A 23,412-nucleotide genomic window follows, 5' to 3' on the forward strand; every position below is an offset into this window, starting at 1 on the left:
TAGAACGTCAAAATTCATTCCCATACGAGAGACCTTGTTCCAGAAAAAGGTAGGGGGGCTTTGGGACTCCGAATTTCGGTGTGACGATTTCGCCGCGCGCCTGAGCCTTTTCGTCTTTGTAGTCGCCGTAAAAGTTGGAATTCAAATCCATCCACAGAGTAATCCGGTAAAGGTCTGTTGGAGCGAGCTTCAGGTTTTTGTGCCCTTGTTGCAGGAAGGGCAGCAATTTAGAGGCCTGAGCTCCAACTTCGCCGGGTACTGAGTAGGTGAACTTGTTTTGGTTCCAATAGATGCCATTGCCTCCATGCCGGGTCCATGCCCATCTGTGGAGAGTCTCGTATCCATTGCTCCACCCGTGTCTGATGTCGGTACGTTGGGGTTCTCCCTGGGCATTTTGGGTGATGTAGAATGTGTCCCCGTCGAGACGCGGGGCCTTGGAGACATGTTTGCTGTGGCATCGGACGCAATTTTTATCCAGTACCGGTTGGACGAGCCTTGCGAATGTCATGGGATAGGAACCGTCCGGCTCGGGAGACAGGAGAGAGGGCTTTCTCCGAAGTGCCAGTGCAGTCCCCTGTCGCAGGCTTTTTGGTGCGGTGAACCGGTTTTCATGGCACCCCATGCAGGATAACCTTTCTCCGGAATGGGCGTAGGTGGATGACCTCATGGAGTGGATAGCCTGTTTGTTTTCATCCAGAAGCTGGAAGTAAACGTTGACATTGGTAGGCATGAGGAAGAAGGCGCTTCCGTCTTTTTCCACGGGAACGATGCCGAGGCTTCCGCGCGCCAGGCTTTGATCTCCCATACCAATGTTCGGTTCATTGGCGAAGACATTGGATTTTGGAAACAGGTTGACGATGCGGATCCATTTTACCTTGACTCCGGGAGGTAGAGGGCGTTCCGTATCGTAAACGTTGAGGATAAATGTTTCTGCAATATTCGACGGAGCTTCTTCCGGCTTACGGGCATCTGCTGACTGAGTGGTCATGTCGGGGATGATTCCCGGGCGTTTGCGGGGAGTGAAAGGGATGGGATCGAGGCAGGGAACCTGGGCATCCTGCCAAAGAAGTTCCTTGTTGCCAAAACTGTCAACGAGGTATAGTCCGTAGTCATGACCGTCTCGGTCATAGACGCAGAGGTAGAAGTCTTCGCTCAATGGCCATGGAGTCCCGAAATGTTCGCCTCCGGAAGCCTGGCCTCTGTCGAATGGGTATCCGGGGCTTCTTTCGGCTTCCGGAAAATGAATTTCCGGAGTGATTCTTTTGACCTGTGACATAGCTCCATCATCGGGAATCGAGGGATCGACGAGAATCAGCGATCCATAGGCAATACCGTGATGAGGTGCGGCAACGGCGACGAGTTTATGACTGTCGGGGACGGAGCGATACCCCAATTCCGCCCAGGGGCGGTTTTCCCGTTTTTCGGCATAGTTGCCATGGAGGGCTCTCGGGTCTCTTCCATCCGGATAGCATTGCCACAGGTGATGAGCCCCGTCATCGTCACGATCGACATAGTCCCATCGGGTATAGGCGATCATGCCTTCATTGGTGACGCTGGGCTGCCATTCGTTGGTTTCGTGGAAACTAAGGGGGTAGGCGTCGGTACCGTCCGGTTTCATGGAGTGCAAGACACCTGCTCCGATCCACCTGGCTCCGCACCTTTGATTGGCTCCTTGTTCGTCGGAAATATAAACGATGCGGCCATTGGGGAGTTCGCATGGATCAATCGTATTGAAGTTGCCGTCGGTGAGTTGCCGGAGTTCTCCGTTTTTCAAATCCAGGCTGTAGATGTGGTATACCCTGTCCGGTTCCCAGAAGTAATGGTGGTAGTCTGGGGGACGCCGCATCAGGTCGTCGTAGGTTCCGAAATTGTGCGACCAGTCTTCTTTGCCTGTAACTGGGGTATGGACGGCCTGGGTCCAGGCAAAATAAAGTTTGTCCGCATCGTAGTTCAATTCCAGTGAGAGGAAAGAACCGTTTTTTAAGGGTTTCCCTTTGTTTTTTCCATGAGAGACCGGTGTTTCCCGTATCAGGGGGCGGGCAACGGGATGGGAGGAAAATGGCTGCTGCAGGATGAAAGGAGATCCTCCGGGCTTGGCATTGAATCCGAAGTATTGGTCGACGATATGGATTTCTCCTTGTCCCTGGCGTTGACTGTAATGAGTCAGGAAGACGATGGCGTCTAATTCTGCAAGCAAGGGATTACGGAAGGACAAGGTCCTTCTGATGGCACAAAGTTCTTTGAAGGCTTGCAACCTGCCTGTTCGTTCAACAGGGGGGGTGACTGTTTGGCGTCGCTCCCAGTCCTCTAGTTTCTGTTGGATTTTGCTGAGATCGTCGGAGTCGGTTTTACCTTGATGTTGTTGCAGGTATTTCAGCAGGGCTTTTGTCCGTCTAAGTACGATGTCGGATGGCGTTTTATCCGTAGTTCGGTAAACGGAGTCGGGGCGTAGGGCTTCCCGAGTTAGCCTTTCCAAATTGAAATGATTGCTGCCGATCCTGGTAATTTCCTGTTCGAGGTAAGAAAATTCTTCTTCCCAGTCCTGCTCGGGAGACTTGGAGGAAGGGACTCCTTCGGAGAGGAGACCCGGGATGTGCTCCATGTGTTCCTGAGGTATTTTTGCCGGGCATAAGGCAGCGAAGCTGCATGTCAGGACGATCCATGCCGAAACGAAGAATGGCTGATGTATGGTTTTCCTATTCACTCGTAAGAAACTACGCGTGAGAAGAGGTCTTTCTTTCAGGAATGCAATCGCCGCCCTCTGCTACAAAGGCAACGGGCGGCGATGGGAGAAAGAAGAAGGAAGGTTCTTTTTAGCGTTTTACCCAGGGGCGCAGGAAGTCGCCGGCTAAATGCCCTGCCTCAATGTGGCGGATCAGGGCACTGCCGAGAACGGCGGCGTTGGGCTGGGCGTCGAAGGGGAGTTCTTCAAGTTGCTCCGGATTTTGGAGACCGAATCCGAGAGCGAGCGGGATGTCGAAACAGGCTCGGGCACGGCGCATGGTTTCGATAACAGTGTCTGTCAGGCTGGTTTTGCCTCCTGTAATGCCAAGGACGGAGACGACGTACACGAATCCTTTGGATATGGCAGCATATTCACGCATGCGTTCTTCCGTCGTGTTGGGAGCGACGAGCGTGATTAGAGCCAGGTTGTGGGCATCGAATGGTTTGCGGAAGATGCCGCTTTCCTCCAGAGGCATATCGGGAACGATGAAACCGGAAATACCCGCGATGGCAGCATCGAGAGCCAGTTTGTCCGGCCCGTATTGGAGGAAGGGGTTGGCATATCCCATCAGAACGATTTTAGCGCGGAACTTGCCGCGCCTTTGCTTGAGCCCATCGATGATCCAGCGGAGCGAGATGCCGTTTTCAAGAGCATTGCGGGAGGCGTTCTCGATAACGGGGCCGTCGGCGACGGGATCGGAAAAGGGAACTCCGATTTCGATGATGTCAACACCGGCTTGGTCCATATTCTCCATAACGGACCAGAAGGTGTCCGGGGTAGGGAATCCGGCTGTCAGGAAAGGAATGACTGCTTTCCTTTTCTGTTCATGGGCATCCAGAATGGCTTGGTGAAGCGGATGAATCGTATTCATGATAAATGAGTGAAGTGGTAGCAGATCAGAATTGGATATATTGGCTGACAATGCCTAGGTCTTTGTCTCCGCGTCCGGAGAGGTTGACGAGTACGTCGCATCCTTCGGGGAGAGTCTCGGCATTTTTGAGAACCCAGGCCAGGGCATGGGAGGATTCCAGAGCCGGGATGATGCCTTCTTCCCGGCAAAGGGATGAAAATGCCTCAAGCGCATCCTGGTCGTACACGATACCGTAGTGAACGCGTCCCGTTTCTGCGAGGTGGGCGTGTTCCGGTCCGACGCCCGGGTAGTCCAGTCCGGCGGAGATGGAGCTTGAGGGCATGATCTGCCCGTCTCCGGTTTGCAGAAGCATGGTGATGTGACCGTGCAGGACTCCGGGGGACCCCAGGTTGATCGGGGCGGAGTTTTGGCATCCGGGTTCTCCGGTGCCCCCTGCTTCGACACCGATGAGTTTGACATCCGTGTCTTTGATGAAGGGGTGTAGAATACCGATAGCGTTAGAGCCGCCGCCGACGCAGGCGACGACATAATCCGGCAGTTTGCCTGCCCGTTTCAGCATTTGGGCACGGGCTTCCTTGCCTATAATGGATTGGAGTTCACGAACGAGAATCGGGAAAGGATGGGGCCCGGCTGCCGTACCGAAACAGTACAGGGTATCGTGCTGGTGGGCGATCCAGTAGCGCAGAGCTTCATTGATAGCATCCTTGAGTGTGCGGGATCCTGTTTCCACGGGGAATACTTCTGCTCCGAGGAGCTTCATGCGCATGACATTGGTTGCCTGCCGTTCAACATCTTCAGCTCCCATGAAAATGGTGCAGCGCATGTTGAGGCGCGCTGCCGCAGTGGCGGTGGCGACACCATGCTGACCGGCACCTGTTTCGGCGATGAGGTGGGTTTTACCCATCATCTTGGCGAGGAGGGCCTGTCCAAGGGCATTATTGATTTTGTGGGCTCCCGTGTGGTTGAGGTCTTCCCGTTTGAGCCATAGGCGGATGCCTAGTTTTTCCGAAAGATTGGGACAGAAAGTCAGAGGGGATTCCCTGCCGACATAGTTGACGAGCAAGTCCTGGTAGGCCGTTTTATACTCGGGGCTTTGCATGATGGTCCCCATGGCGCGTTCTAATTCGGTGAGAAGGGGCATGAGTGCTTCCGGGACGAATTGGCCGCCGAAGTTGCCGAAGTATCCTTTTTTATTCATGTGTTGTGATGGGGGTAAGTTGACGGTGACGATAGGGGTCGATAGCCCGCATGGCGGAAAGAATCGAAGAGGCAGATTTGTGGCCGGGTGCCCATTCGACACCCGAGTTGAGGTCGACTCCATCCGGTTTGCAGGAGGTCAAAGCCTGGGCGAGGGAGGCGGAGGAAAGTCCGCCTGCAAGGAACCAGGGACGGGGAGATTGCAGCGTGTTCAAAGCATTCCAGTCAAGTGGTTTCCCGCTACCTCCCCCGTGGAAACCAGCGTCCAGGAGGAACCATGAGCAGGAGTCGGCATGGCGTTCCATGTCGGCTTGAAGTTCCCGTACGGAGGCGTATTGCTGCGGCCAGAGGACACGGATGATTTTGTCTGCTCCAATGCCTTTGGCACAGGCGATGGACTGGGGACCGTGAAGCTGTGCAAAGTCTAGGCGTGCGATGTCCATGATGCGTTTGATTTCCTGTTCGTCTTGTTTGACGAAAACACCGACTCGTTTGAGATGGGCGCTTTGAAGCCCTGCTGCCCGGTTGGGGGAGATATATCTGGAACTGCGACTGTGGAAGATGAAACCGCAGAATTGGGCGCCCATGCCCATGCAGGTGTCCAGATTGCTCTGGTGGGTGATGCCGCATACTTTGATGCGAAGTGATTGGTTCATGATAAAATTAGTGAAGGTTGGCGATGAGGGAGGAGAGGTTGTCTCCCGGTTTGCCGTTTTGCATGAGGGCCGTACCGATGAGGGCTGCGTGGTAACCGGCTTGTGCGGCGGCGGTGAGGTGGGATGGTTGTTCCATGGCCGAGGCGGCGATCCATATTTCTCCATCCTGGCGGAACCGGACGAGATCAAGGCAGATTTGCCGGTCGGTTTTCAGCGTGTCGAGGTCGCGGGCATTGACTTGGATGATGCGCGCTCCGGATTGGCGGGCAAGTATCAAGTCTGCTTCATCGAAGATTTCGACAACGGCATGGATGCCGAAGCTTTCAGCTTGTTCCCGGAGGGTCCGCAACAACCCGGCATCCGGAGTAAAACGGACGATCAGGAGCATAGCCGAGGCAGCTGTGGCGGCTGTGGCCGTCACTTGCAGAGGATCCATGATGAAGTCTTTGCGCAGGAGTGGAACTCCGGGAGCTGCCATGCGATCCAGGAATCCCAGTTCTCCTTTGAAGAATTGTTCTTCCGTCAATACCGAAATACATGAAGCTCCGGCGTGGGCGTATTGTTCGGCGACGAGTTCCGGACTTAACCCTTCGGCGATGATTCCGCGGGAAGGAGAAGCCTGCTTGAACTCCGCGATGATAGCCAGGGACTGGTCGGAAGGAGGAGCCTGCAAGGCCTGGAGAAAATCCGGACGGCGGCCCTGCCGAGGAACCGGCAAAAGGCCCGCCCGTTCCAGACGGCGGAGTTCCCGGATTTCCGGTTCCTTGGCTTTTTTGAAGTTATCAAGCAACATGGAGCGGTTTCCTTCCTACGCCGGCTGTAACGGCTTCCCTGGCACGAGCTATGCAGAGGGGCAGGGACTGGTCGTCCTCCATCAGGTAGATGGCCAGTCCGAGATTGAGGGCTACCATGTCCTGCATGGGGCGGGTACCTCTGCCTTCGAGCAGCTCGTGGAGGACGCGGACGGCGGCGTCCTTGGTTCGGACGGTGAGTTCCTCAGGAGTACATGGTGCGATGCCGAAGGAGGAGGGTTCGACCGTGATGTCTTCGCGTTTGCCGTTGCGGACGATGGCTACCATGGCCGGACCGATGGGAGTGAGTTCGTCATAGCCTCCGGCCCCGTGGACAACGGCGGCTTTTTCGAAGTGCGACTTTTTGAGGGCTTCGGCGATGAGACCGACAAGTTCCGGCCGTGCGACTCCCAGCAGGATGTGGGATGGACGGGCCGGATTGAGCAGAGGACCCAGGAGATTGAATATGGTGCGGACTCCCAGTTCCCTCCGGATGAGACCGACATTGCGGAAGGCCGGGTGGTAGTTCGGAGCGAAGAGGAAAGTGAAGTTACGCTGGGAGAGCATGTCTTTGACTTGATCCGGAGTGGTGTCAAGGGGAAGCCCCAGAGCTTCAATAGCATCGGCGGAACCGCATGTAGACGAGACGGCTCGGTTACCGTGCTTGATGACTTTGTAACCCATACCTGCCATTGTCAAGGCAGTGACGGTGGAGCAGTTGAAGGACGAACGGCCGTCGCCGCCTGTGCCGACGATGTCGATGGCTTTACCTTCGATACCGTTGACGCGGACGGCACGGTTGAGGCCGATGTTCATGGCGCAGGCTAGTTCCAGAGGTGTTTCTCCTTTCATGCGCAGCCCCATCAGGAAGGAGCCTGCCTGCGAGGAGGTCATGTGTCCGTCCATCAGGCTGGCAAAGGCGGAGGCGGCTATTTCCGCGCTCAGGTCGTTGCCTTCGGCCAGTGTATCAAGGATGTTCGAGACACGGCGTTCCCGGTGCTGATCGGGGAGGATTGTGTTGGGGAAGTTGGCCAGGAGGGTAAGACCTTCCGGAGTCAGGATGGATTCCGGGTGGAACTGGACGCCAACCCACGGGCGGTCATTATAGCGGAGAGCCATCACTTCGTTTTCCGGGCCTCGGGCGGTGACGGTGAAACGGGGATTGGGTGCGTTTTCCGGAGATTGGACGACAAGAGAGTGGTACCTGCCCACTTTCATCGGATTGGAGATTCCCTCGAACAAGCCCTGTTCATCGTGGTCGATGTCGGAACATTTACCGTGCATCACATAGGGGGCGCGGCTGACTTCCGCTCCGGCAAAATGCCCCAGAAGCTGGTGTCCGAGGCAGACTCCGAGTACCGGGATGTGTGCCGGCAATCTCTTGAGGAATTCCAGGCATAATCCGGCGTTGGCGGGATGGCTGGGTCCTGGAGAAAGGCAGACTTCTGTCAGTTCGGGATCCGTCGCAAGTTCTAGGATACGGGGGTCGTCGTTGGTGAGGACAACGGGGTTTCGGCCCAGCGTGTAGAATGCCTGGACGAGGTTGTAAGTGAATGAATCGTAGTTATCAATGAGTAGAAACATGGTCTTCTCCGGTTAAAATGACGTCAATAATTTTCCCTTTGTTCAAGCATTCCTGCCATTCGTTCTCCGGCTTGGAGTCGTATACGAGGCCGGCGCCTGCCTGCCAGTAGATCTTTCCGTTGCGTTCCCACATGCTGCGGATGGTGATACCGGCGTCCATGTGGACGGTATCCTTATCGAGTCCGAGCCATCCGATACATCCGGCGTAGGGCCCGCGAGGGAGGGGTTCGGTGTCGGCGATGATTTCCATGGCCCGGACTTTGGGGGCACCGCTGACGGTACCGGCGGGGAAGGTTGCCGCAAGGATGTCGATGGGTTCCAGATCAGGCTGGAGGCGGGCCATGACTCGGGACGTCATGTGCATAACGTGGGAAAAGCGTTCGATTTCCATGAGTCTTTCCACTTTGACGGAGCCGGGTGTGGCAAGACGGCCGAGGTCGTTTCTGCCGAGATCGACGAGCATGACGTGTTCAGCTCGTTCCTTGGGATCCTGCAGGAGGTCGGCGGCGAGTTCGGAGTCTTCCACTTCCGTGGCACCACGCTTGCGCGTTCCGGCAATGGGGGAAAGCTGGAGGGTGCCTCCGGTACAGCGAACAAGGAGTTCCGGAGAGGAACCGAAAAGACGCAGGCCGGGAAGATCCATGTAGAACATGTAAGGGGAGGGATTGATGCTGCGCATCCGGCGGTACAGGGTAAAGGGATCTCCCTGGAAATCGGCCGAAGCCTGGGTAGCGAGGACGACCTGGATGCCTTCTCCGTCGTGGAGAAGTTCCCGCACTTTGCGGACGCCGTCCATATATCCCTGTTGATCGGGGGTACGAGTGACCGGACCGATGACGGGAGCGGCCGTTTCCCCCGGGTGGCGGAAGGAGAGGTCTCGGTGATCGCCCAGGCTTATTTGCGTGAGTCGGTTGTAAAGGTGATCGAAGACGATGACGGTGCCGGGCAGAACCAGGCAGGCTTCCGCGTCGGAGACATGGATGGAGTTTTGCAGCTTGGGCAGGAAGAGGGCGGATGTTTCGTAACCGAAGTAGCCGTAGAGGGCACGAGTAATCGGGGGCTGTTTTTTGTCGTCGGGAATGAGGGTGATGGCTTGCATTATCCGCCGGATGCCATCCGGGTAGGGCATGCCGGTTAGGGAGGTCAGGGTGCTAAGCCTTTTGTCTTCCGTTTTCACGTCAAGCTTTCCGTTAGCGCAGGATGCCGTCAGAAGGAAATCGCAGGCAATAACGCTGAAACGGCCCCATTTGCCGTCCACTTCGGCGCTTTCAAAGAGCAGGGCCTTGTCTCCGTTTCGGGTGACGTTCAGGAACAGACTGATCGGGGTTTCCAGGTCGGCATTCAGCCGTCTGCTTTTTTGTTCCAGGGTGATTGTTGGAGTGGGTTCCATAGAGGGATGTTTGGGGTGGAGGGTTGGATAGGGACAATAAAAAAACTGCTTTGATTCTTGCGGGGGAATCAAAGCAGTTTTCAGAAAAACTTTATTGGCATGATAATGTTACGCCTGCACAGCGGGATTCCCCCGTTCCGAAGAAAAGGTACGCCACCAATAGTAGCCAAAGGTAAATCCTTTGGTTGTCGTTATGTTGATGGTTGGCGTGCAGGGTTGCATTCGCGAGAATTACTACTGCTCATCGGATCGATGTGCAAAGAACTCCTGTGTCATACAGAATTTTTTGGACCCGCTTGGAACATTCACGAATGCGCGGGTGCCAGTTTAAGTCCGATAATCCCGATAAGGAGGCATGTGGCAGCCATCATGCGCCAGACATTGTTGGAATCACCGAAGAAAGCGATGCCTATGGTGAATGTACCGAGAGCACCGATACCCGTCCAGACGGCATAGGCTGTACCGATAGGGATGGAACGCTGGGCCAACCAGAGGAAAAAACCGCTGGCGGCCATGCTGGCAACGGAAAAGGATATCCATGCCAGCATTTTGCTGCCCGACTGAGGGCCTGTTTGCGACAGTTTGAACCCGAGGGGCCAACCTATTTCAAACAATCCGGCCAGAATGAGGTAGATCCAGGACATGGTGAATGAACATCAGAATGCGAAATCTTTACCGGCATTAGGGTCTTCGACCTGTTTTTGGACGAGTACCTCCGCTTGTTCGTGGACGGGGATGGCATGAATGCGTACCGCTTTGACGGGACAGGCAAATTCACAGGCACCGCAGCCGATGCAGTATTGGACGGAAAGTTTCGGGATACGGATGTTCCAGCGGGATTTTTTCATTTCCAGGGCAGAACCCTGGCAGGTTTTGATACAATCTCCGCAGCCGGTGCATTTGTCGTAGTCGATGACGATGCGGTCTTTGACGATGGAGACAGCCTTTACCTTGCAGGTATGGGTGCAGTCTCCGCAGAGAATGCAGCTGTCTGCGTCCCAGGAGGGTTGCTGGATGTCTACCATGTCCAGTGCCTTGGTCGGGCAGTGTTCCGAGCAGGCTCCGCAGTCTGTTTTGTCGCAGGCCGCAATGCATTCGGGCAGGTGTAGTTCCGCTTTGGCGATGCGCGTATGTTTCTTTTCGGCAAGATCAATCGGGCGGATGGCTCCGGCCGGACAGACATCGGCGCAGGAAGTACAGTCGAAGTTGCAGAAGCCTTCCGAAAAGTCCATGTGTGGTTTGAGGATGCCGTTCAAACCGTATTCCATGTAGGCGGGACGAAGACATTTGGTCGGGCAGGCTTCCAGACAGAGGTGGCAGGCTGTGCAGAAATCGAGGAAGTGCCGGACGCTTTTACTGCCCGGAGGCGAGATGGCATGGGCGGACGGAGCTGCCGGAGAAGAGGCGGTACGGGTGAATTTGTTCCCGGTTTTGGTGTTGATGGTCGCAGCGGCACCGAGCAATGTAGCTCCCAGGAAGGCTCGCCTGTTACCGGAGGGCAGGGCGTTCATGACTTGTTCCGCGGATGGAGCCTGGGGCTTTTCGGTTTTCTTTCCGGTGCGTCCGCCGGATTTTTCAGACCTGTCCTTCGGAGAACCTTCTTTGCGGGTACGCCAGGTGAAGCGGTAGTGGATGCCGCGTTCATTGCAGGAGGAAGAGCAGTCAAAACAGTTGACGCAACGGCTGTAATCGATGTCTCCCTTTTTCAAGTCGATACATTGGGATTTGCAGGACTTCATGCACATGCCGCATTTGATACATGCCGATTTGTCGATGGTCGGACGGAAGGCGGAGTACCGGGAAATCAGGCCGAGAAAGGCGCCGACGGGGCACAAGGTGTTGCAATAGAGGCGGCCTTTGCGCAGAGCCATGATCCAGATGACAGCCAGCAAGGCCAACGGGATGAATGTGACGGCTCCGACATAGATCCAGTCCGGAGGGATATGATAAAAGGTGTCGCTGAGTCCGGCGAATACGTTGTTGATTTCAGCCAGTGCCGGGCGGAAGACCATGCTCATCATGCGTCCGAACTGGCTGTATGGATCCAGCCACATGAGCAGATTGCCGATGCCGGTTAACATGGAGAGGATAACCAGAGCGAGGACGGTTCCCCGAATCCAGCGGACGGGAGGAGCGTAGCGGAATGCTTTTGCCTTGCCTGTTTTAAGCATCCGGGAAATGCGGATCAGTACATCCTGGAAAATCCCCAGCGGACAGAGGAACGAGCAGTATACTCGTCCGAAAAGAAGAGTGGCTGCCAGCAGTCCTGCCAGAATGATAGCGGATGGTACGATGACACCGGAAAGTGTGCTTTGCAGGGCAGGGGTGAATTGGAACTCGGCCAGCGTATGACCCCAGGAGTTAGGCAGAAGCTGGAAAATGTTTGCGAAGGCAATTGTGAAGAGTCCTAGAACGATGGCGGCGATGATGATCCTCAATACTCGCAGGAGATAGAAGTGTTTGCCGGCGGGGGCTGGCTTCTTCCGTCGGGACTGTGATGGGGAATTGGCTGGGGGAATATCGTTCATGCTCTAAGAGATCAAACACCGGAACGGAACTTGGGTTGCCACGGTGTAGAATTTGTTTGCCAAAATGCGACAGGATATCCAGTATACCCGAGCCGGGAGGGCCGGATATCCTGTGCAAGACTGTTCAACGGACGTTAGGCCTGTTTGATGCGTTTGATATTGAGTTGGTCAATGTCGCAACGGCCATGTCCGGCGGCCGCGGCTAGTTCAACGTGCTTGATGCCGTTTGCCTTATGTCCCAGGATCATGGCGCCAGCCGCATCGCAAGCGACGGGATCGCGGGAGACGATCAGGGTCTTGGTAGACAGGAGGTCTGTAGCATCCTTGCCCTTGGGACCGTTGCGCATCATCGGGGTAAAAGCATCCAGGATGTTCAGGTCCGGCTTACGGAGCAGGACTCCGTCGCTGATGCATTGCTGGAGGTCGTTTTTGTGGAAGAATCCGCGATCCCAAACGAGACCCATGACGTTTTTGAGACACCCTGTCATGACAGCTCCGCCGTGATGCTTGAGAACGGGCATGTTGATGTAGACGTCGGATTCTGCGATAAGCTTGTGGATCTTGGCCTGCTTGAGTTTGACGGCATTGGGGGCTTCGCGATCCACGTACATGCTTTCGTCGTTGCCGGGAACCATCTGACCGCCTGCTTTTTCGACAGCTTCCTGAATGCCGCTATTGGCGTAGGAACGCTGCCATGCATCGCATGTGTGGTCGAAGACGCAAACTTCCTTGGCCCCGGCTTTTTTGCAAAGTTCAACCATGTGGCTGACGAGGCTGGGGTGGGTGTTGGCTGCCAGATCGGCAGGTTTATCCCATGCGGCGTTAGGTTTGATAACGACCGTTTGTCCCGGTTTGACGAAGGCGGTAATGCCGCCGAGGGCCTCAAGGGCGGCATCCAGCATGGCGACGCGGTCTTCGCCGCGAACGGCGACGAGATCCGGCGTGCCGGAGGACTTCCCTGCCGGAGCGGACGGGGAAGCCGGAGTTTCTGCGGCGAACAGGCCGCCGAGATCGATCAGGGAAAATGCCGCACCAACGGCAAATCCCTTTTTAAGGAATTCTCTCCTTTGCAAATCAGCGTTCATAAAATTGGGGGTGATCGGGGGGTGAAATGCGCTTCTCTCCTTGAAGAGCATCCCTATCCTAAGTTATTTTTAGTTGGAGGCAAGCATTGAGTCTTACCTATTTGTGTCTGTATGCAAATTGTGTCCTATTCTTTGTTTCGGAATGGAACCAGTGTCAATTTCATTTGGATGTTGCCTCTTGCATAGGATAAATGATGGCCTTTTAATTCCTGGAACCCCAGTTTCCGGTAGAGATGGGTGGCTGGTTCCAGAATGGTGTTGCTTTCCAGAAATATTTTTTGAGCTCCCAATTCCATGGCTTTTCGGATGACTGTTTCTCCCAGTAGAATACCGATGCCTTTGCCCTGCGCCTTCGGACTAACCGCCAGTTTGGCGAGTTCATAATCATAATCCGGATCATCCAGTTTACACAGGGCGCAGACTCCGACCGGTGCTCCCGCGTCCAGGGCGACGAAGATGTACCCTCCTTTGTCTAGAATGTACTCCTGGGGATGATCCAGTGCCTTGTAGTCCGATTTTTCCATTTGCCAATGTGCGGTAATCCATTCTTCATTGAGGGAACGGAATACGGGTTGATACCGTGGTTCGTAGGGAACGATAGCAATGGATTTACTCTCCCTCGCTTTTTTGACTTCCCGAACGCGCTGAATGAGTGGCTGTTTTTCTAGAAGTTGCTCCCATTCGCCAAGCGCTTCCCACAGGTCGTGCTGCGTTTCTTCGGAAATTCTTTCGATGGCTTCGGTGACATCGGCATACGGGGCCTTGATGGCTTCCGCCATGAGTTGTCCTTGGGAAGACAGCATAATGACATTCCTCCTCTTGTCAGTCTCATCCCGGATTTCCTGAACAAGACCGCCGGTAAGCATTTCCCTGACGATTTTACTGACGGACGGATGAGAATGCCCTATTTCCTTGGCTATGTCCGTTACTGTGCCTGTTTTTCCTTGAGATAGAACGAAGAAGACCGGAAACCACTTCGGCTTGATGGATACGCCGTACAGAGTGAAAATCCGACCGGCATCTTCGGTGATCTTGTCGGTGAGCATTCGTAGCCGGCTTCCGATGGCCATCTGCCCCGTCCGCTTAAAAAAATCAATGGCTGGCATAATTGTGTAATTGATTACGTAACTTGTTACGTAATTACGCGAATCATTTTCGGGAGTCAAGAGAGTTCATGGAAGGAATCGGGAATTTTCCCAGAATTTTTAGGCGAGGGTATTGATTAAATGGGCGTTGAATCCGGCGCCAAATCCGTTGTCGATGTTGACGACACTGACGCCGTTAGCGCACGAATTAAGCATGGAGAGCAAAGCGGAGAGTCCCTTGAATCCTGTGCCGTAACCGATGCTGGTAGGTACGGCAATGACCGGGACTCGGACGAGTCCGGCCAGAACGGTTGGGAGGGCACCTTCCATTCCGGCGACGGCAATCAGGACTTTGGCTCGGCGAATATTCTCCAATTCATCCAGCAGGCGGTGCAATCCTGCAACTCCACAGTCGTAAAAGCGTTCGACACGGCTGCCGAGGAATGTGGCGGTGAGCGCCGCTTCTTCCGCGACCGGCATGTCCGATGTCCCCGCACTGACGATGCCGACTGTTCCGCCTGAAACGGGTACAGGCGTCCTGACGATAGAAACGAGCCGGGCTGTCGGGGAGAGCGCCGCTTCGGGGAAGCGGGATCCGAAGGCGTCGAGTCCTTCGGGTGTCAAGCGTGTGGCAAGGACATTATGACCGGCATTGAGCAGGCGTTCTGCGATTTCCAGAATCTGGGCGGGTGTTTTTCCTTCGCCATAGATCACTTCTGAGATTCCCGTCCGTTCCTTGCGGGCGAGATCAAGCCGCGTATGGCCCAGATTGGCGAGGCGGTTGGCTTTCAGGTTGGCGAGCGTTTCTTCGAGAGTCAGGGCTCCGCATTTGAAATCGCGGAGGATTTGTTCGTCCGGGTTCATGGGGTGGAGGGAGGCGTCGGGGGAGTCATATTGCCCATGGTGTAATCCCGCAGGTCGAGAGTGACGAAGGCAAAACCCAACTGGGAAAAGCGTTCGAAAACGGCAGGAGGCATATCCCGAGTGAAGAATGCGGGCCATGAGTCGCGGCTGAGTTCAATGCGTGCCAGTGTTCCGTGGACGCGGACCCGGCAGGAGAGGAATCCGGCGTCGCGCAGGAATTGTTCCGCCCGATCCACATTGGTGAGGAGGGTTTCCTGGACGGGGCGGTTGTGTTCCAGTCTGGTCAGCAGGCAGGAATACGCAGGTTTTTCGGTAATTTTTGCCTGGATGCCCAGTTTGCGCCCGAGTTCGCGGATGTCGGCCTTTCCGATCCTTGCTTCGCGGAGCGGGCTGGCGATACCCGCTTCGACAAGGGCTCGCATACCCGGGCGGTCTTCCGGGGAGTCATCGGCATTGGTGCCGTCCGCCAGATAGCGGAATCCTTCCCGGGATGCTTCTTCGCGCAAGACGTTAAAGAGTCTTTTTTTGCACAGGTAGCAACGATCGGGCGGATTCGTGGCGATATCTTCCGGGATGCCGACTTCCAGAACGCGGTGGCGGACATGGAGGTGGGAGCACAATTCTCGTGCATCCTCGACTTCTTCCTCCATCATGTAGGGTGATTGGATGGTGAAAGCGATACAATGGTCGCTGCCGAGGACATTAGCTGCAAAACCGAGCAGAACCGAGCTGTCTACGCCTCCGGAGAGGGCGACGGCAATGCGTCCGTGGTGCTTGAGGATTTCTTCCAGATCTGATTCGCGTCTAGTCATCATGGCTTTCGTTACGGGAGATTTCCTTTCGTATTTGTTCGAGGGTGATGTGGTAGTCCTGCGCCATGTCCCGGCAGGCATCGTATTCCGGTTTGAGGCGGATGGCGCCGTCCGGTGATTCCGCCAACTTGGCAGGAAGTGTCCCCCATGGGGTTGTTACAGTAATTTTCTTGCGAGGAAGTGCGGATTTAACGACAGTGCGGATGCGTATGCCCAGTGTTGTGCTATGCCGGAAAAAGGCGTCGCGGACATTGTCCAGGCGGGAAGGGGGAAGCAGGGAACAGACTTTGGTGGCGAGCCTCCCTTTTTTCATGACAATGGGTTCCTGCCAGACGTCGCAGGCACCGGCTTCGAAGAGGCGCTCAGCGAGAAAGGCGAGGTGTTCCGGCGTCATGTCGTCGATGTTGGCATGGATTTCCAGGTTTTCTTCCTGAATGAGGATGGATTCTCTGGAGGCGTTGTTCGTTTCCGTTTCGTAGAGGAAGACGCGGAGGATATTCGGCAGGCATTTGGAATCCCGGTGGCCGATGCCTATGCCCGCGGCCCGGCAAATACCTTGGATACGGGGGGAAAAGGTTCCGACCATGGCGGCAATGTAGGCGGCGCCTGTCGGAGTAGTCGCTTCGTGATCCGTACCGCCGATCCCATGAGGGAAACCGGTGGCAAGCAACGCTGTGGCCGGGGCTGGGACGGTCATGACTCCGTGCTGGCAGCGGATGGTTCCGGAACCCAGCTCCACGAGAGACGAGGTGATGGAATCCGGTTTCAAATAATCCAGGCAGATGGCGGCTCCAACAATATCGACAATGGAATCGACGGCTCCTACTTCGTGGAAATGGACTTCTTCGGGCGGCATGCCGTGCACCTTGCCTTCCGCATTTGCCAGAAGCCGGAAAATTTTAAGGGAAGTTTCGATGACATTTGTTGAAAGCGTACTGGCAGCCAGGAGGCTTTCAATATTGGTCAGCGTCCGGTGTTCATGGTGGTGATGTCCATGGTGATGGTGGTCGTGTTTCTTTTCATCAAGAACGACATCAACACGCGTTCCCATGATTCCGTTTTTGGAATCCGTGGAAACATCGATATGATAGCCCTCCAGAGGCAGGTTTGCCAATTCCCGGACAAGATGGTCGAAGGGGACGCCAAGATTCAGAAGGGCGGCAAGATTCATGTCGCCGCTAATGCCCGCAAGACAGTCGTAATGTAGCACCAGACTCACATTGCCTACAGTAGGTGAGCTGTGCTCCGATTCAAGATAAAAGGGGGGCTGTCGCGCTCCGCTTTCGTCATGATGCCGCGTTTTCCGGTGTCATATACTCTTTCGTGCCGGAGCAGTGATGACGATGAAGGACAGTGTTTTACGGATATCCCTGTATAAAATGGGAAAGGGGCGCTTCTGACACCTTTCCTTACATGTTTCCCTTGTTGAGATGCATGGGCCATGGTATGTTGACAACAATTAATATCTCTTCTGCATCGGGTCGGGAGGCTTCGCTACGAAGCGGAAGTGACCGGACGGATGTTTTTTCCATTCCAACGCATTTTTCATGTCCAGTTCCAACACACACAGGTTAGCCGGGATTGTGCTTCCCCTCTTTTCCGTTCGGCGTAATAACGACCATGGCATTGGGGATTTGATTGCCCTGCGGGAATGGATCGACTGGGCGGCTGATTATGACGTTGGCTTCCTCCAGTTGTTGCCGGTGAATGCCTTGGGAAATGATGAGACGCCGTCTCCGTATTCGGCCATTAGTTCCATTGCCTTGGAGCCGCTTTATATCGCGATGGAGCCCTGGTCTCTCCCGGGAATGAAGGAGAGGATTTCCTTTGATGTGAATGATGCTCCGGCTTCCCAGTATCCGTCAGGGGATTGCCTGGTCGATTATCCTAAAGTGCGGCGATTCAAGTATCATGTGTTTCGGAAGTGCTGGAGTGAATTTCAGACAGACAAGGTGTTGGAAGGCCTGAGGAATGAGTTTGAGGAATGGAAGGCTCAGCAAGATCAATGGCTGGATGATTTTGCCTGCTTCAAGGTGTTGAGCAGTTTGTTCGGTACGGATGTATGGTGGCATTGGCCGGAGCAGGATCCGAATAATGCTCGCAGAATTGCCTCCGAATATGAGGACGAAAAGGAATTCGAGAAATGGCTCCAGTGGGTGGCTTTCCGGCAGTTCGGACGGTTGCGCAAGTATGCGGACTACCGGGGTGTGGCCCTGATGGGAGATATTCCCATTGGCGTTTCGATGGCGAGTTCGGATGTATTTTTTGAGAGGCATTTGTTTGATACGGACTGGTGTGGCGGAGCTCCCGCCGAAGGAGCGTTCTCACAGGATCCCTTTACAGCGAAATGGGGACAGAATTGGGGAATTCCCCTGTACAGGTGGGATGTGATGGCTCATGACAATTACGCCTGGTGGCGGAGGCGCCTGACTTATACGGCGGCTATTTTCACAATTTACCGGATTGATCATATCCTTGGGTTTTATCGAATTTACGCGTTTCCTTGGAAGCCTACGGAGAATGAAACGTTCCTGCCTCTGAGTTATGAAGAGGCGGCGGCCCGGACGGGAGGGCGCCTGCCCGGTTTCAAGCCCCGCGGGGACGACAATGCCTGGGACAGGAAGCAGAACTTGATTGCCGGGGATCTGTACTTGCGGGTCTTGCTGGCGGCGGCGTCCGGCGTCCGCGTAGTCGGTGAAGATCTGGGTTGCGTCCCGGACTATGTCCGCCCGAACATGAGACAGCTTGGCATTGCCGGGTTCAAGATTCCGCACTGGGAGATCGACTCCGATGGAAGGATTATTCAGGGAGACAGGTATAATCCCTGTTCGTTTGCTACGTACGGGACGCATGATTTTTCGACGATCATGGAAACGTGGAACGATGCGTACAGGGCAGTGGAACTTGCCAAGAAGGCCGGACTTTTCAAACGGGGAGTTCTGGCTGATACAAGCAGTGCCGCACAGGAGGGGATTCGCCGGGATGCCGCGAATTCTTTGCGTCTGCTGAACTGGTTTGCCGATTACTGCGGAGTGGATGCCAAATCCATGATTTGTCCGTGGAATGAAGCGGTAAAGAATGCCATGTTCCTGGCGTTGATGAAATCCCGCTCGGATTATGCGGCTTTGATGTGGACGGAGTTGTTCGATTTGGATTGGCGGCTCAATGTGCCGGGAACGGTCGGTGGAACGAACTGGAGACGGAGGTTGCCGGTTACAGCGAGAGCAGCCCGAAGGCTTCCCCAGTCCGCGTGGATCAAGGATGTCATTGTGGAGTCCGGTCGCGTGCCGGATGCTTCTCTCGATATGTGGGAACAGCATAAGATTGCTCCTTCCCAGTTTTTTGAAGTGCCAATCCTTGCGACGGATCTGGAGGAAGTGCAACGGTATTTGTTGCAGACGAATTACCGTTAATAGATGGAGTGTCGGAGACTCTTGCCCTTGACCCTTACTTTGGAAAACAAAGTGGAGAGAATGCTGCGTTTTTTTTGTTCTGGAAAGTGGCGGGAACGAAAAAGGAGCGGCCCACATTTCGTGTGTGCCGCTCCCTGATGGATTGAACTGATTCGAATTATTTTTTAGAAGGGATCGTCTCCGGCTGCAGCGGGATCGGCAGCAGGTTCGGGGTCCTTGGAAGATGTGTCGTCAGCTGCGGGTTCCTTGGTGTCATCAGCTGCAGCAGGATCTTTCGTGTCGTCAGCGGTAGCGCCTTCTCCGAAAATGTCGTCGGAACCGGCTGTGGCATCTGTCGTATCCGCGGAGGAGGCTCCGTCAGCCGCAGGTTCTTCCTTGTCGGCTCCGGTCTCGTCAGCATCATTGGCTGTTGAGTCTGCCTTAGGCGTGGGGGCGGCACTCTGCTTGGCCGGAGCCTTGGGTGCTTCTTTCTGGGGGAGTGCTGCGGAAGCGGGCTCAGTCAACACGGTGGGTTCAAGGCCGAGTCTCTTGCGAATGCTCTGACGGTAGGCATCGGAATGTTGAAGTCCCTTCAGGATTTCATAAGCCAGGGCCGGAGCTTCGGGCGTTTCGTTGACGAGCAGTTTGTAATTGCCGCAGGTAGGGAATTTTTTAACGTTTTCGATTGTGGCACGTTCTGGCACGAGGAATCCGACGAGTTGTCCGTTGGTGCTGGTGCAGAGGATCCAGCCTGCATTATCCACCTGGATGAACTGCTGGGGATGGATATAGTCTGCAGTCTTCCATTTGGCGTCCTTCAGGTATTCCACCATGGCGGCTTTCGCCTTTTCGGGGATGGGACCGTATGCTTGGAACTGGCGACTTGCAGGGGCCATGCTTCCATTAAATCCGTACACTTCCGTGACTGAGGAGTTGTAAAGTTTCTGCGAAGCGGAATTGGGCGCAACGTGATGGCAGCTGGTGGCAAACAGACCTGCTGTTACGCCGATGGCAAGCATGGCGATGGAACGAAGGGGCTTCATGGTGCTCATAGGTTTTATGTGTTTCTATATGAAACTGGAAATCGTCTGCTTTTTCAAGGGAAAATGTGTCAGGTGCGGGTAAAAAATGAACAGAAGTGTGACAATATGGTCTTATTAGCTGTCCGAATTGATATTTTTGCTCGCCAAACGCGTTTTTGTGCATAGCTTGAGATCAGTCCATTGATGCCAGCCTACATTATGAATCTGGAGGCGTTGGTTCGCAACGCCCGTATCCTCCGTCAAGTCGCCGATGCCGCCGGCTGCAGGATTGTCATGGCCTTGAAAGGGTTTTCTTCCTGGGCATCTTTTCCGTCCATTCGTCCGTATCTGGACGGGTGTTGCGCTTCCGGCGTATGGGAAGCTCGTCTTGCCCGTGAAGAATTCGGAGGAGAGGTGTTGACTTATGCTCCGGCATACAGCGACGATGATTTGGTGGAGTTGCTGGAGATCTCGAACCATTTGGATTTTAACAGTATGACCCAGTGGGAGAAATTCCGGGCAACCGTTATGGCCCATCCCCGCTTCCAGAAGGGGGAATTGAAATGCGGCTTGCGCGTCAATCCCCGGTGTTCGACCGGACATACGGCTTTGTACGATCCCTGTGCTCCCGGTTCGCGCCTGGGGGTGGTGGCCGGGCATGTGCTTGGTACGGATATTTCCGGTATTTCCGGATTGCATATGCATACGCTTTGCGAACAGGGAGCGGAGGATTTGGCATTGACGCTGGAAGTTTTGGAAAAGGATTTTGGAAGCGTGCTGTCGCGTCCGGAGATTACGTGGTTGAATCTCGGCGGCGGGCATTGGATTACCAAGCCGGACTACAATAGGGAGCTTCTCATTGAACTGGTGCGCGGGCTTCGTCTCAAATATGGAATAGAAGTCTGGCTGGAACCCGGAGAGGCTGTGGCTGTCCATACGGGCGTGTTGCGCTGCAACGTGTTGGACGTGTTTGAGTCGGATGGATTCCGGCACGCCATTCTGGATATCTCCGCATCTGCCCATATGCCAGACGTTCTGGAGATGCCGTATCGTCCGGATGTTTTTCTCGTCGAGAGGGGGAGTGGTCGTGATTCCGGTTGTTCGGCGTATTTTCCGGCTGTCCGCTTATCGGATGAATCGTATTTGCGGGCGGGAGGCGCTGGAGAGCAGGTGGAAACATACAGATTGGGTTCTCCAACCTGCCTGGCCGGGGATGTGATCGGCGATTATTCATTCAGCCGTGCCTTGGACGTGGGGGACGTGCTTGTGTTTGACGATATGTCTCATTATACGATGGTCAAAACAACATTTTTCAATGGTGTGCGCCACCCCGATATTGTCTTGCAGGATAGGGATGGGCGGCTGAAAACGGTGAGGGAGTTCACGTACGGTGATTTCCGGTCGCGACTTGGATAAAAAAAGCCCGGTGAGGCATTCTAATTATTTTTGAATTTTACGAACATGGGAACACGCAGGGAAGGAATCAAACAAAAGGTACGAGGCTGGAATCACTCCGATTCTGCAGAATTGTATGGAATTGACGACTGGGGCAACGGGTATTTTCGCGTTAATAAAAGCGGGGAAGTGACCGTGCGCCTTACGGACAAGGATGACTCTCGCAAGGACGTTTGCCTGACCGATCTGGTGGAGGGGCTAGCAGAACGAGGAACGACGGTTCCCGTCCTGTTCCGTTTCCGCGACTTGCTTCGCTGCCGTATCAAGGAACTCAACGAGAGTTTTCGCAATGCGATCAAAGAGGCGAAATACCAGGGTAAGTATCAGGGAGTTTACCCGATCAAGGTCAATCAGCAGCGACAGGTCATCGAAGAAATTACCGAATTTGGCACGTGTTACGATTACGGTCTGGAAGCCGGTTCCAAACCGGAACTGATTGCCGCATTGTCGTACATGCATAATCCGAATGCCTATCTGATTTGCAACGGCTACAAGGATGACGAATTTATCGACCTTGCCCTGACGGCGCAAAAACTGGGCATCAACATCTTCATTGTCTTGGAAATGCCCTCCGAATTGGAGGTGATTCTTCGCCGTGCTGAAAAATTGAAGATCCGCCCCAATCTGGGAATTCGTGTCCGTTTGGCGACCAAGGGATCCGGCCTATGGCAGGAATCTGCCGGCGACAAGTCGGTGTTCGGTTTGAATACGGCCCAGGTGATCGACTCTGTCGATAAACTGAAAAAGGAAGGGTATCTGGATTGCCTGAAACTTCTTCATTTCCATCAAGGATCCCAGATTCCGAATATTTCCGTGATCCGCGAGGGGTTGACGGAAGCCGCACGCATCTATGTGGATCTCGTCCGGGAAGGAGCTCCATTGGAGGTGCTCGACATGGGCGGCGGGCTGGCCGTGGACTACGATGGTTCCAAGACTAACTTTCATTCGTCCTGTAACTACTCCATCGCGGAATTCGCCCGTGACGTCGTGGAAGTAGTCGGGGAAGTCTGCAACAAATACGATGTCGAGCATCCGACGCTTGTTACGGAATCCGGTCGTGCCGTCGTGGCTTATTATTCCGTACTTGTGTTCAATATTCTGGATGTGACCAGCGCTCCCGGAACTGACGAACCGCCGGCCATGCCTGAAAATGCTTCGGAAATGCTCAAATGCCTGGCAGAGACGAACCGCATCATTTCCCGCAAAAATCTGCAGGAATGCTACAACGATGCCTGCTACTACCGCGACCAGTTGCGTGCCCAGTTTTTCTACGGCAATAGTACGCTCCGCGAACGCGGTGTGGGCGAAGCTTATTACTGGCACATCCTCAAACGTATTTCTTTGATGTTGACCGAGATGGAGACGATTCCCGAGGATTTGCGCGAATTGTCCTGTTCTATGGTAGACTTCTACTATGGCAACTTTTCCCTGTTCCAGTCCCTGCCGGACTCCTGGGCTATTGACCAGTTGTTCCCAGTGATGCCTTTGCAGCGTCTCGACGAACGGCCCACCAACAAAGCCGTCATTGCCGACATTACCTGCGATTGCGACGGGAAGATCGACCATTTTATCGACCGGGAAGACGTTGCCAAGGCCCTTCCTCTGCACGATGTGGCTCCGGATGAAAACTACTATGTCGGAGTTTTCCTCGTCGGAGCCTACCAGGAAACCCTGGGAGACCTGCACAATTTGCTCGGAGATACGAATGTCGTCGGCGTCCATCTGGAAGAAGGACGTCCCGTCTATACTCACGAGGTAGAGGGAGATACTGTTGCTGATGTCCTGTCGTATGTCGAATACGATCCCAAAGCTTTGATTGACAAATTCCGGACACTGGCGGAGAACGCTGTATCATCCGGAAGGATCACTCCCGCAGAACGCCGTAAAGCAATGGACGTGTTCCGTTCAGGCCTGAACGGCTATACATACTACGAACTCTGAACCGGCGTGCTTCT

General features: G+C 54.6%; 18 protein-coding genes. 3 read left to right on the top strand and 15 right to left on the bottom strand.

The features are described from left to right. Positions 1 to 7: 7 nt before the first annotated feature. The 14 genes from QET93_RS05415 to larC all read right to left on the bottom strand — a co-directional run bounded on the left by QET93_RS05415 (position 8) and on the right by larC (position 16,807). Positions 8 to 2,602, bottom strand: coding sequence for a hypothetical protein (locus QET93_RS05415; protein WP_280131974.1), 2,595 nt, complete (start codon positions 2,600 to 2,602; stop codon positions 8 to 10). Positions 2,603 to 2,813: 211 nt separating this feature from the next. Next, complete coding sequence (gene trpA, locus QET93_RS05420) at positions 2,814 to 3,596, bottom strand: tryptophan synthase subunit alpha (RefSeq protein WP_280131973.1); 783 nt, start codon at positions 3,594 to 3,596, stop codon at positions 2,814 to 2,816. A 25-nt stretch (positions 3,597 to 3,621) separates the two neighbouring features. Further along, entirely contained in the window at positions 3,622 to 4,794 is a 1,173-nt protein-coding gene (gene trpB, locus QET93_RS05425; protein ID WP_280131972.1) for a tryptophan synthase subunit beta, read from the bottom strand. After that, positions 4,787 to 5,449, bottom strand: coding sequence for a phosphoribosylanthranilate isomerase (locus QET93_RS05430; RefSeq protein WP_280131971.1), 663 nt, complete (start codon positions 5,447 to 5,449; stop codon positions 4,787 to 4,789). Before QET93_RS05430 ends, trpB begins: the two co-directional genes overlap by 8 nt. A gap of 7 nt (positions 5,450 to 5,456) precedes the next feature. Next, positions 5,457 to 6,242, bottom strand: coding sequence for an indole-3-glycerol-phosphate synthase (locus tag QET93_RS05435; RefSeq protein ID WP_280131970.1), 786 nt, complete (start codon positions 6,240 to 6,242; stop codon positions 5,457 to 5,459). Further along, entirely contained in the window at positions 6,232 to 7,824 is a 1,593-nt protein-coding gene (trpD, locus tag QET93_RS05440; RefSeq protein ID WP_280131969.1) for an anthranilate phosphoribosyltransferase, read from the bottom strand. The genes QET93_RS05435 and trpD overlap by 11 nt, the downstream gene beginning before the upstream one ends. After that, positions 7,808 to 9,214: an anthranilate synthase component I family protein gene (locus tag QET93_RS05445; RefSeq protein ID WP_280131968.1), complete on the bottom strand. Its 1,407-nt coding sequence runs from the start codon at positions 9,212 to 9,214 to the stop codon at positions 7,808 to 7,810. Before QET93_RS05445 ends, trpD begins: the two co-directional genes overlap by 17 nt. 305 nt (positions 9,215 to 9,519) lie before the next feature. Then, entirely contained in the window at positions 9,520 to 9,858 is a 339-nt protein-coding gene (locus QET93_RS05450; RefSeq protein WP_280125730.1) for a multidrug efflux SMR transporter, read from the bottom strand. 12 nt (positions 9,859 to 9,870) lie between these two features. Further along, positions 9,871 to 11,742, bottom strand: coding sequence for a 4Fe-4S dicluster domain-containing protein (locus QET93_RS05455; protein WP_280131967.1), 1,872 nt, complete (start codon positions 11,740 to 11,742; stop codon positions 9,871 to 9,873). A 134-nt stretch (positions 11,743 to 11,876) separates the two neighbouring features. Then, positions 11,877 to 12,827, bottom strand: coding sequence for a DUF362 domain-containing protein (locus QET93_RS05460; protein WP_280125732.1), 951 nt, complete (start codon positions 12,825 to 12,827; stop codon positions 11,877 to 11,879). Between the two features lie 125 nt (positions 12,828 to 12,952). Next, entirely contained in the window at positions 12,953 to 13,924 is a 972-nt protein-coding gene (locus tag QET93_RS05465) for a bifunctional helix-turn-helix transcriptional regulator/GNAT family N-acetyltransferase (RefSeq protein ID WP_345786073.1), read from the bottom strand. Between the two features lie 108 nt (positions 13,925 to 14,032). Next, positions 14,033 to 14,776, bottom strand: coding sequence for a nickel pincer cofactor biosynthesis protein LarB (gene larB, locus QET93_RS05470; RefSeq protein WP_280125734.1), 744 nt, complete (start codon positions 14,774 to 14,776; stop codon positions 14,033 to 14,035). Further along, positions 14,773 to 15,591, bottom strand: coding sequence for an ATP-dependent sacrificial sulfur transferase LarE (larE, locus tag QET93_RS05475; RefSeq protein WP_280125735.1), 819 nt, complete (start codon positions 15,589 to 15,591; stop codon positions 14,773 to 14,775). Before larE ends, larB begins: the two co-directional genes overlap by 4 nt. Further along, positions 15,581 to 16,807 (bottom strand): nickel pincer cofactor biosynthesis protein LarC, encoded by a 1,227-nt coding sequence (larC, locus tag QET93_RS05480; protein WP_280131965.1) that lies wholly within the window; start codon positions 16,805 to 16,807, stop codon positions 15,581 to 15,583. The genes larE and larC overlap by 11 nt, the downstream gene beginning before the upstream one ends. 328 nt (positions 16,808 to 17,135) lie before the next feature. Here larC and QET93_RS05485 point away from each other — a divergent pair, with 328 nt between their 5' ends. Next, positions 17,136 to 19,001 (top strand): 4-alpha-glucanotransferase, encoded by a 1,866-nt coding sequence (locus QET93_RS05485; RefSeq protein ID WP_280131964.1) that lies wholly within the window; start codon positions 17,136 to 17,138, stop codon positions 18,999 to 19,001. 164 nt (positions 19,002 to 19,165) lie between these two features. Here QET93_RS05485 and QET93_RS05490 read toward each other — a convergent pair whose 3' ends face one another. Beyond that, entirely contained in the window at positions 19,166 to 20,032 is an 867-nt protein-coding gene (locus QET93_RS05490; protein ID WP_280131963.1) for a hypothetical protein, read from the bottom strand. 174 nt (positions 20,033 to 20,206) lie between these two features. Between QET93_RS05490 and nspC the strand changes: the two genes are divergently transcribed. Continuing rightward, the gene (gene nspC / locus QET93_RS05495; protein ID WP_280131962.1) at positions 20,207 to 21,418 is read left to right on the top strand and encodes a carboxynorspermidine decarboxylase; all 1,212 of its coding nucleotides are present in this window, start codon (positions 20,207 to 20,209) and stop codon (positions 21,416 to 21,418) included. A gap of 45 nt (positions 21,419 to 21,463) precedes the next feature. Next, the gene (speA, locus tag QET93_RS05500) at positions 21,464 to 23,398 is read left to right on the top strand and encodes a biosynthetic arginine decarboxylase (protein WP_280131961.1); all 1,935 of its coding nucleotides are present in this window, start codon (positions 21,464 to 21,466) and stop codon (positions 23,396 to 23,398) included. The last annotated feature ends 14 nt before the right edge of the window (positions 23,399 to 23,412 follow it).

The sequence above is a fragment of the Akkermansia sp. N21116 genome, assembly GCF_029854705.2.
Lineage (GTDB): Bacteria > Verrucomicrobiota > Verrucomicrobiia > Verrucomicrobiales > Akkermansiaceae > Akkermansia.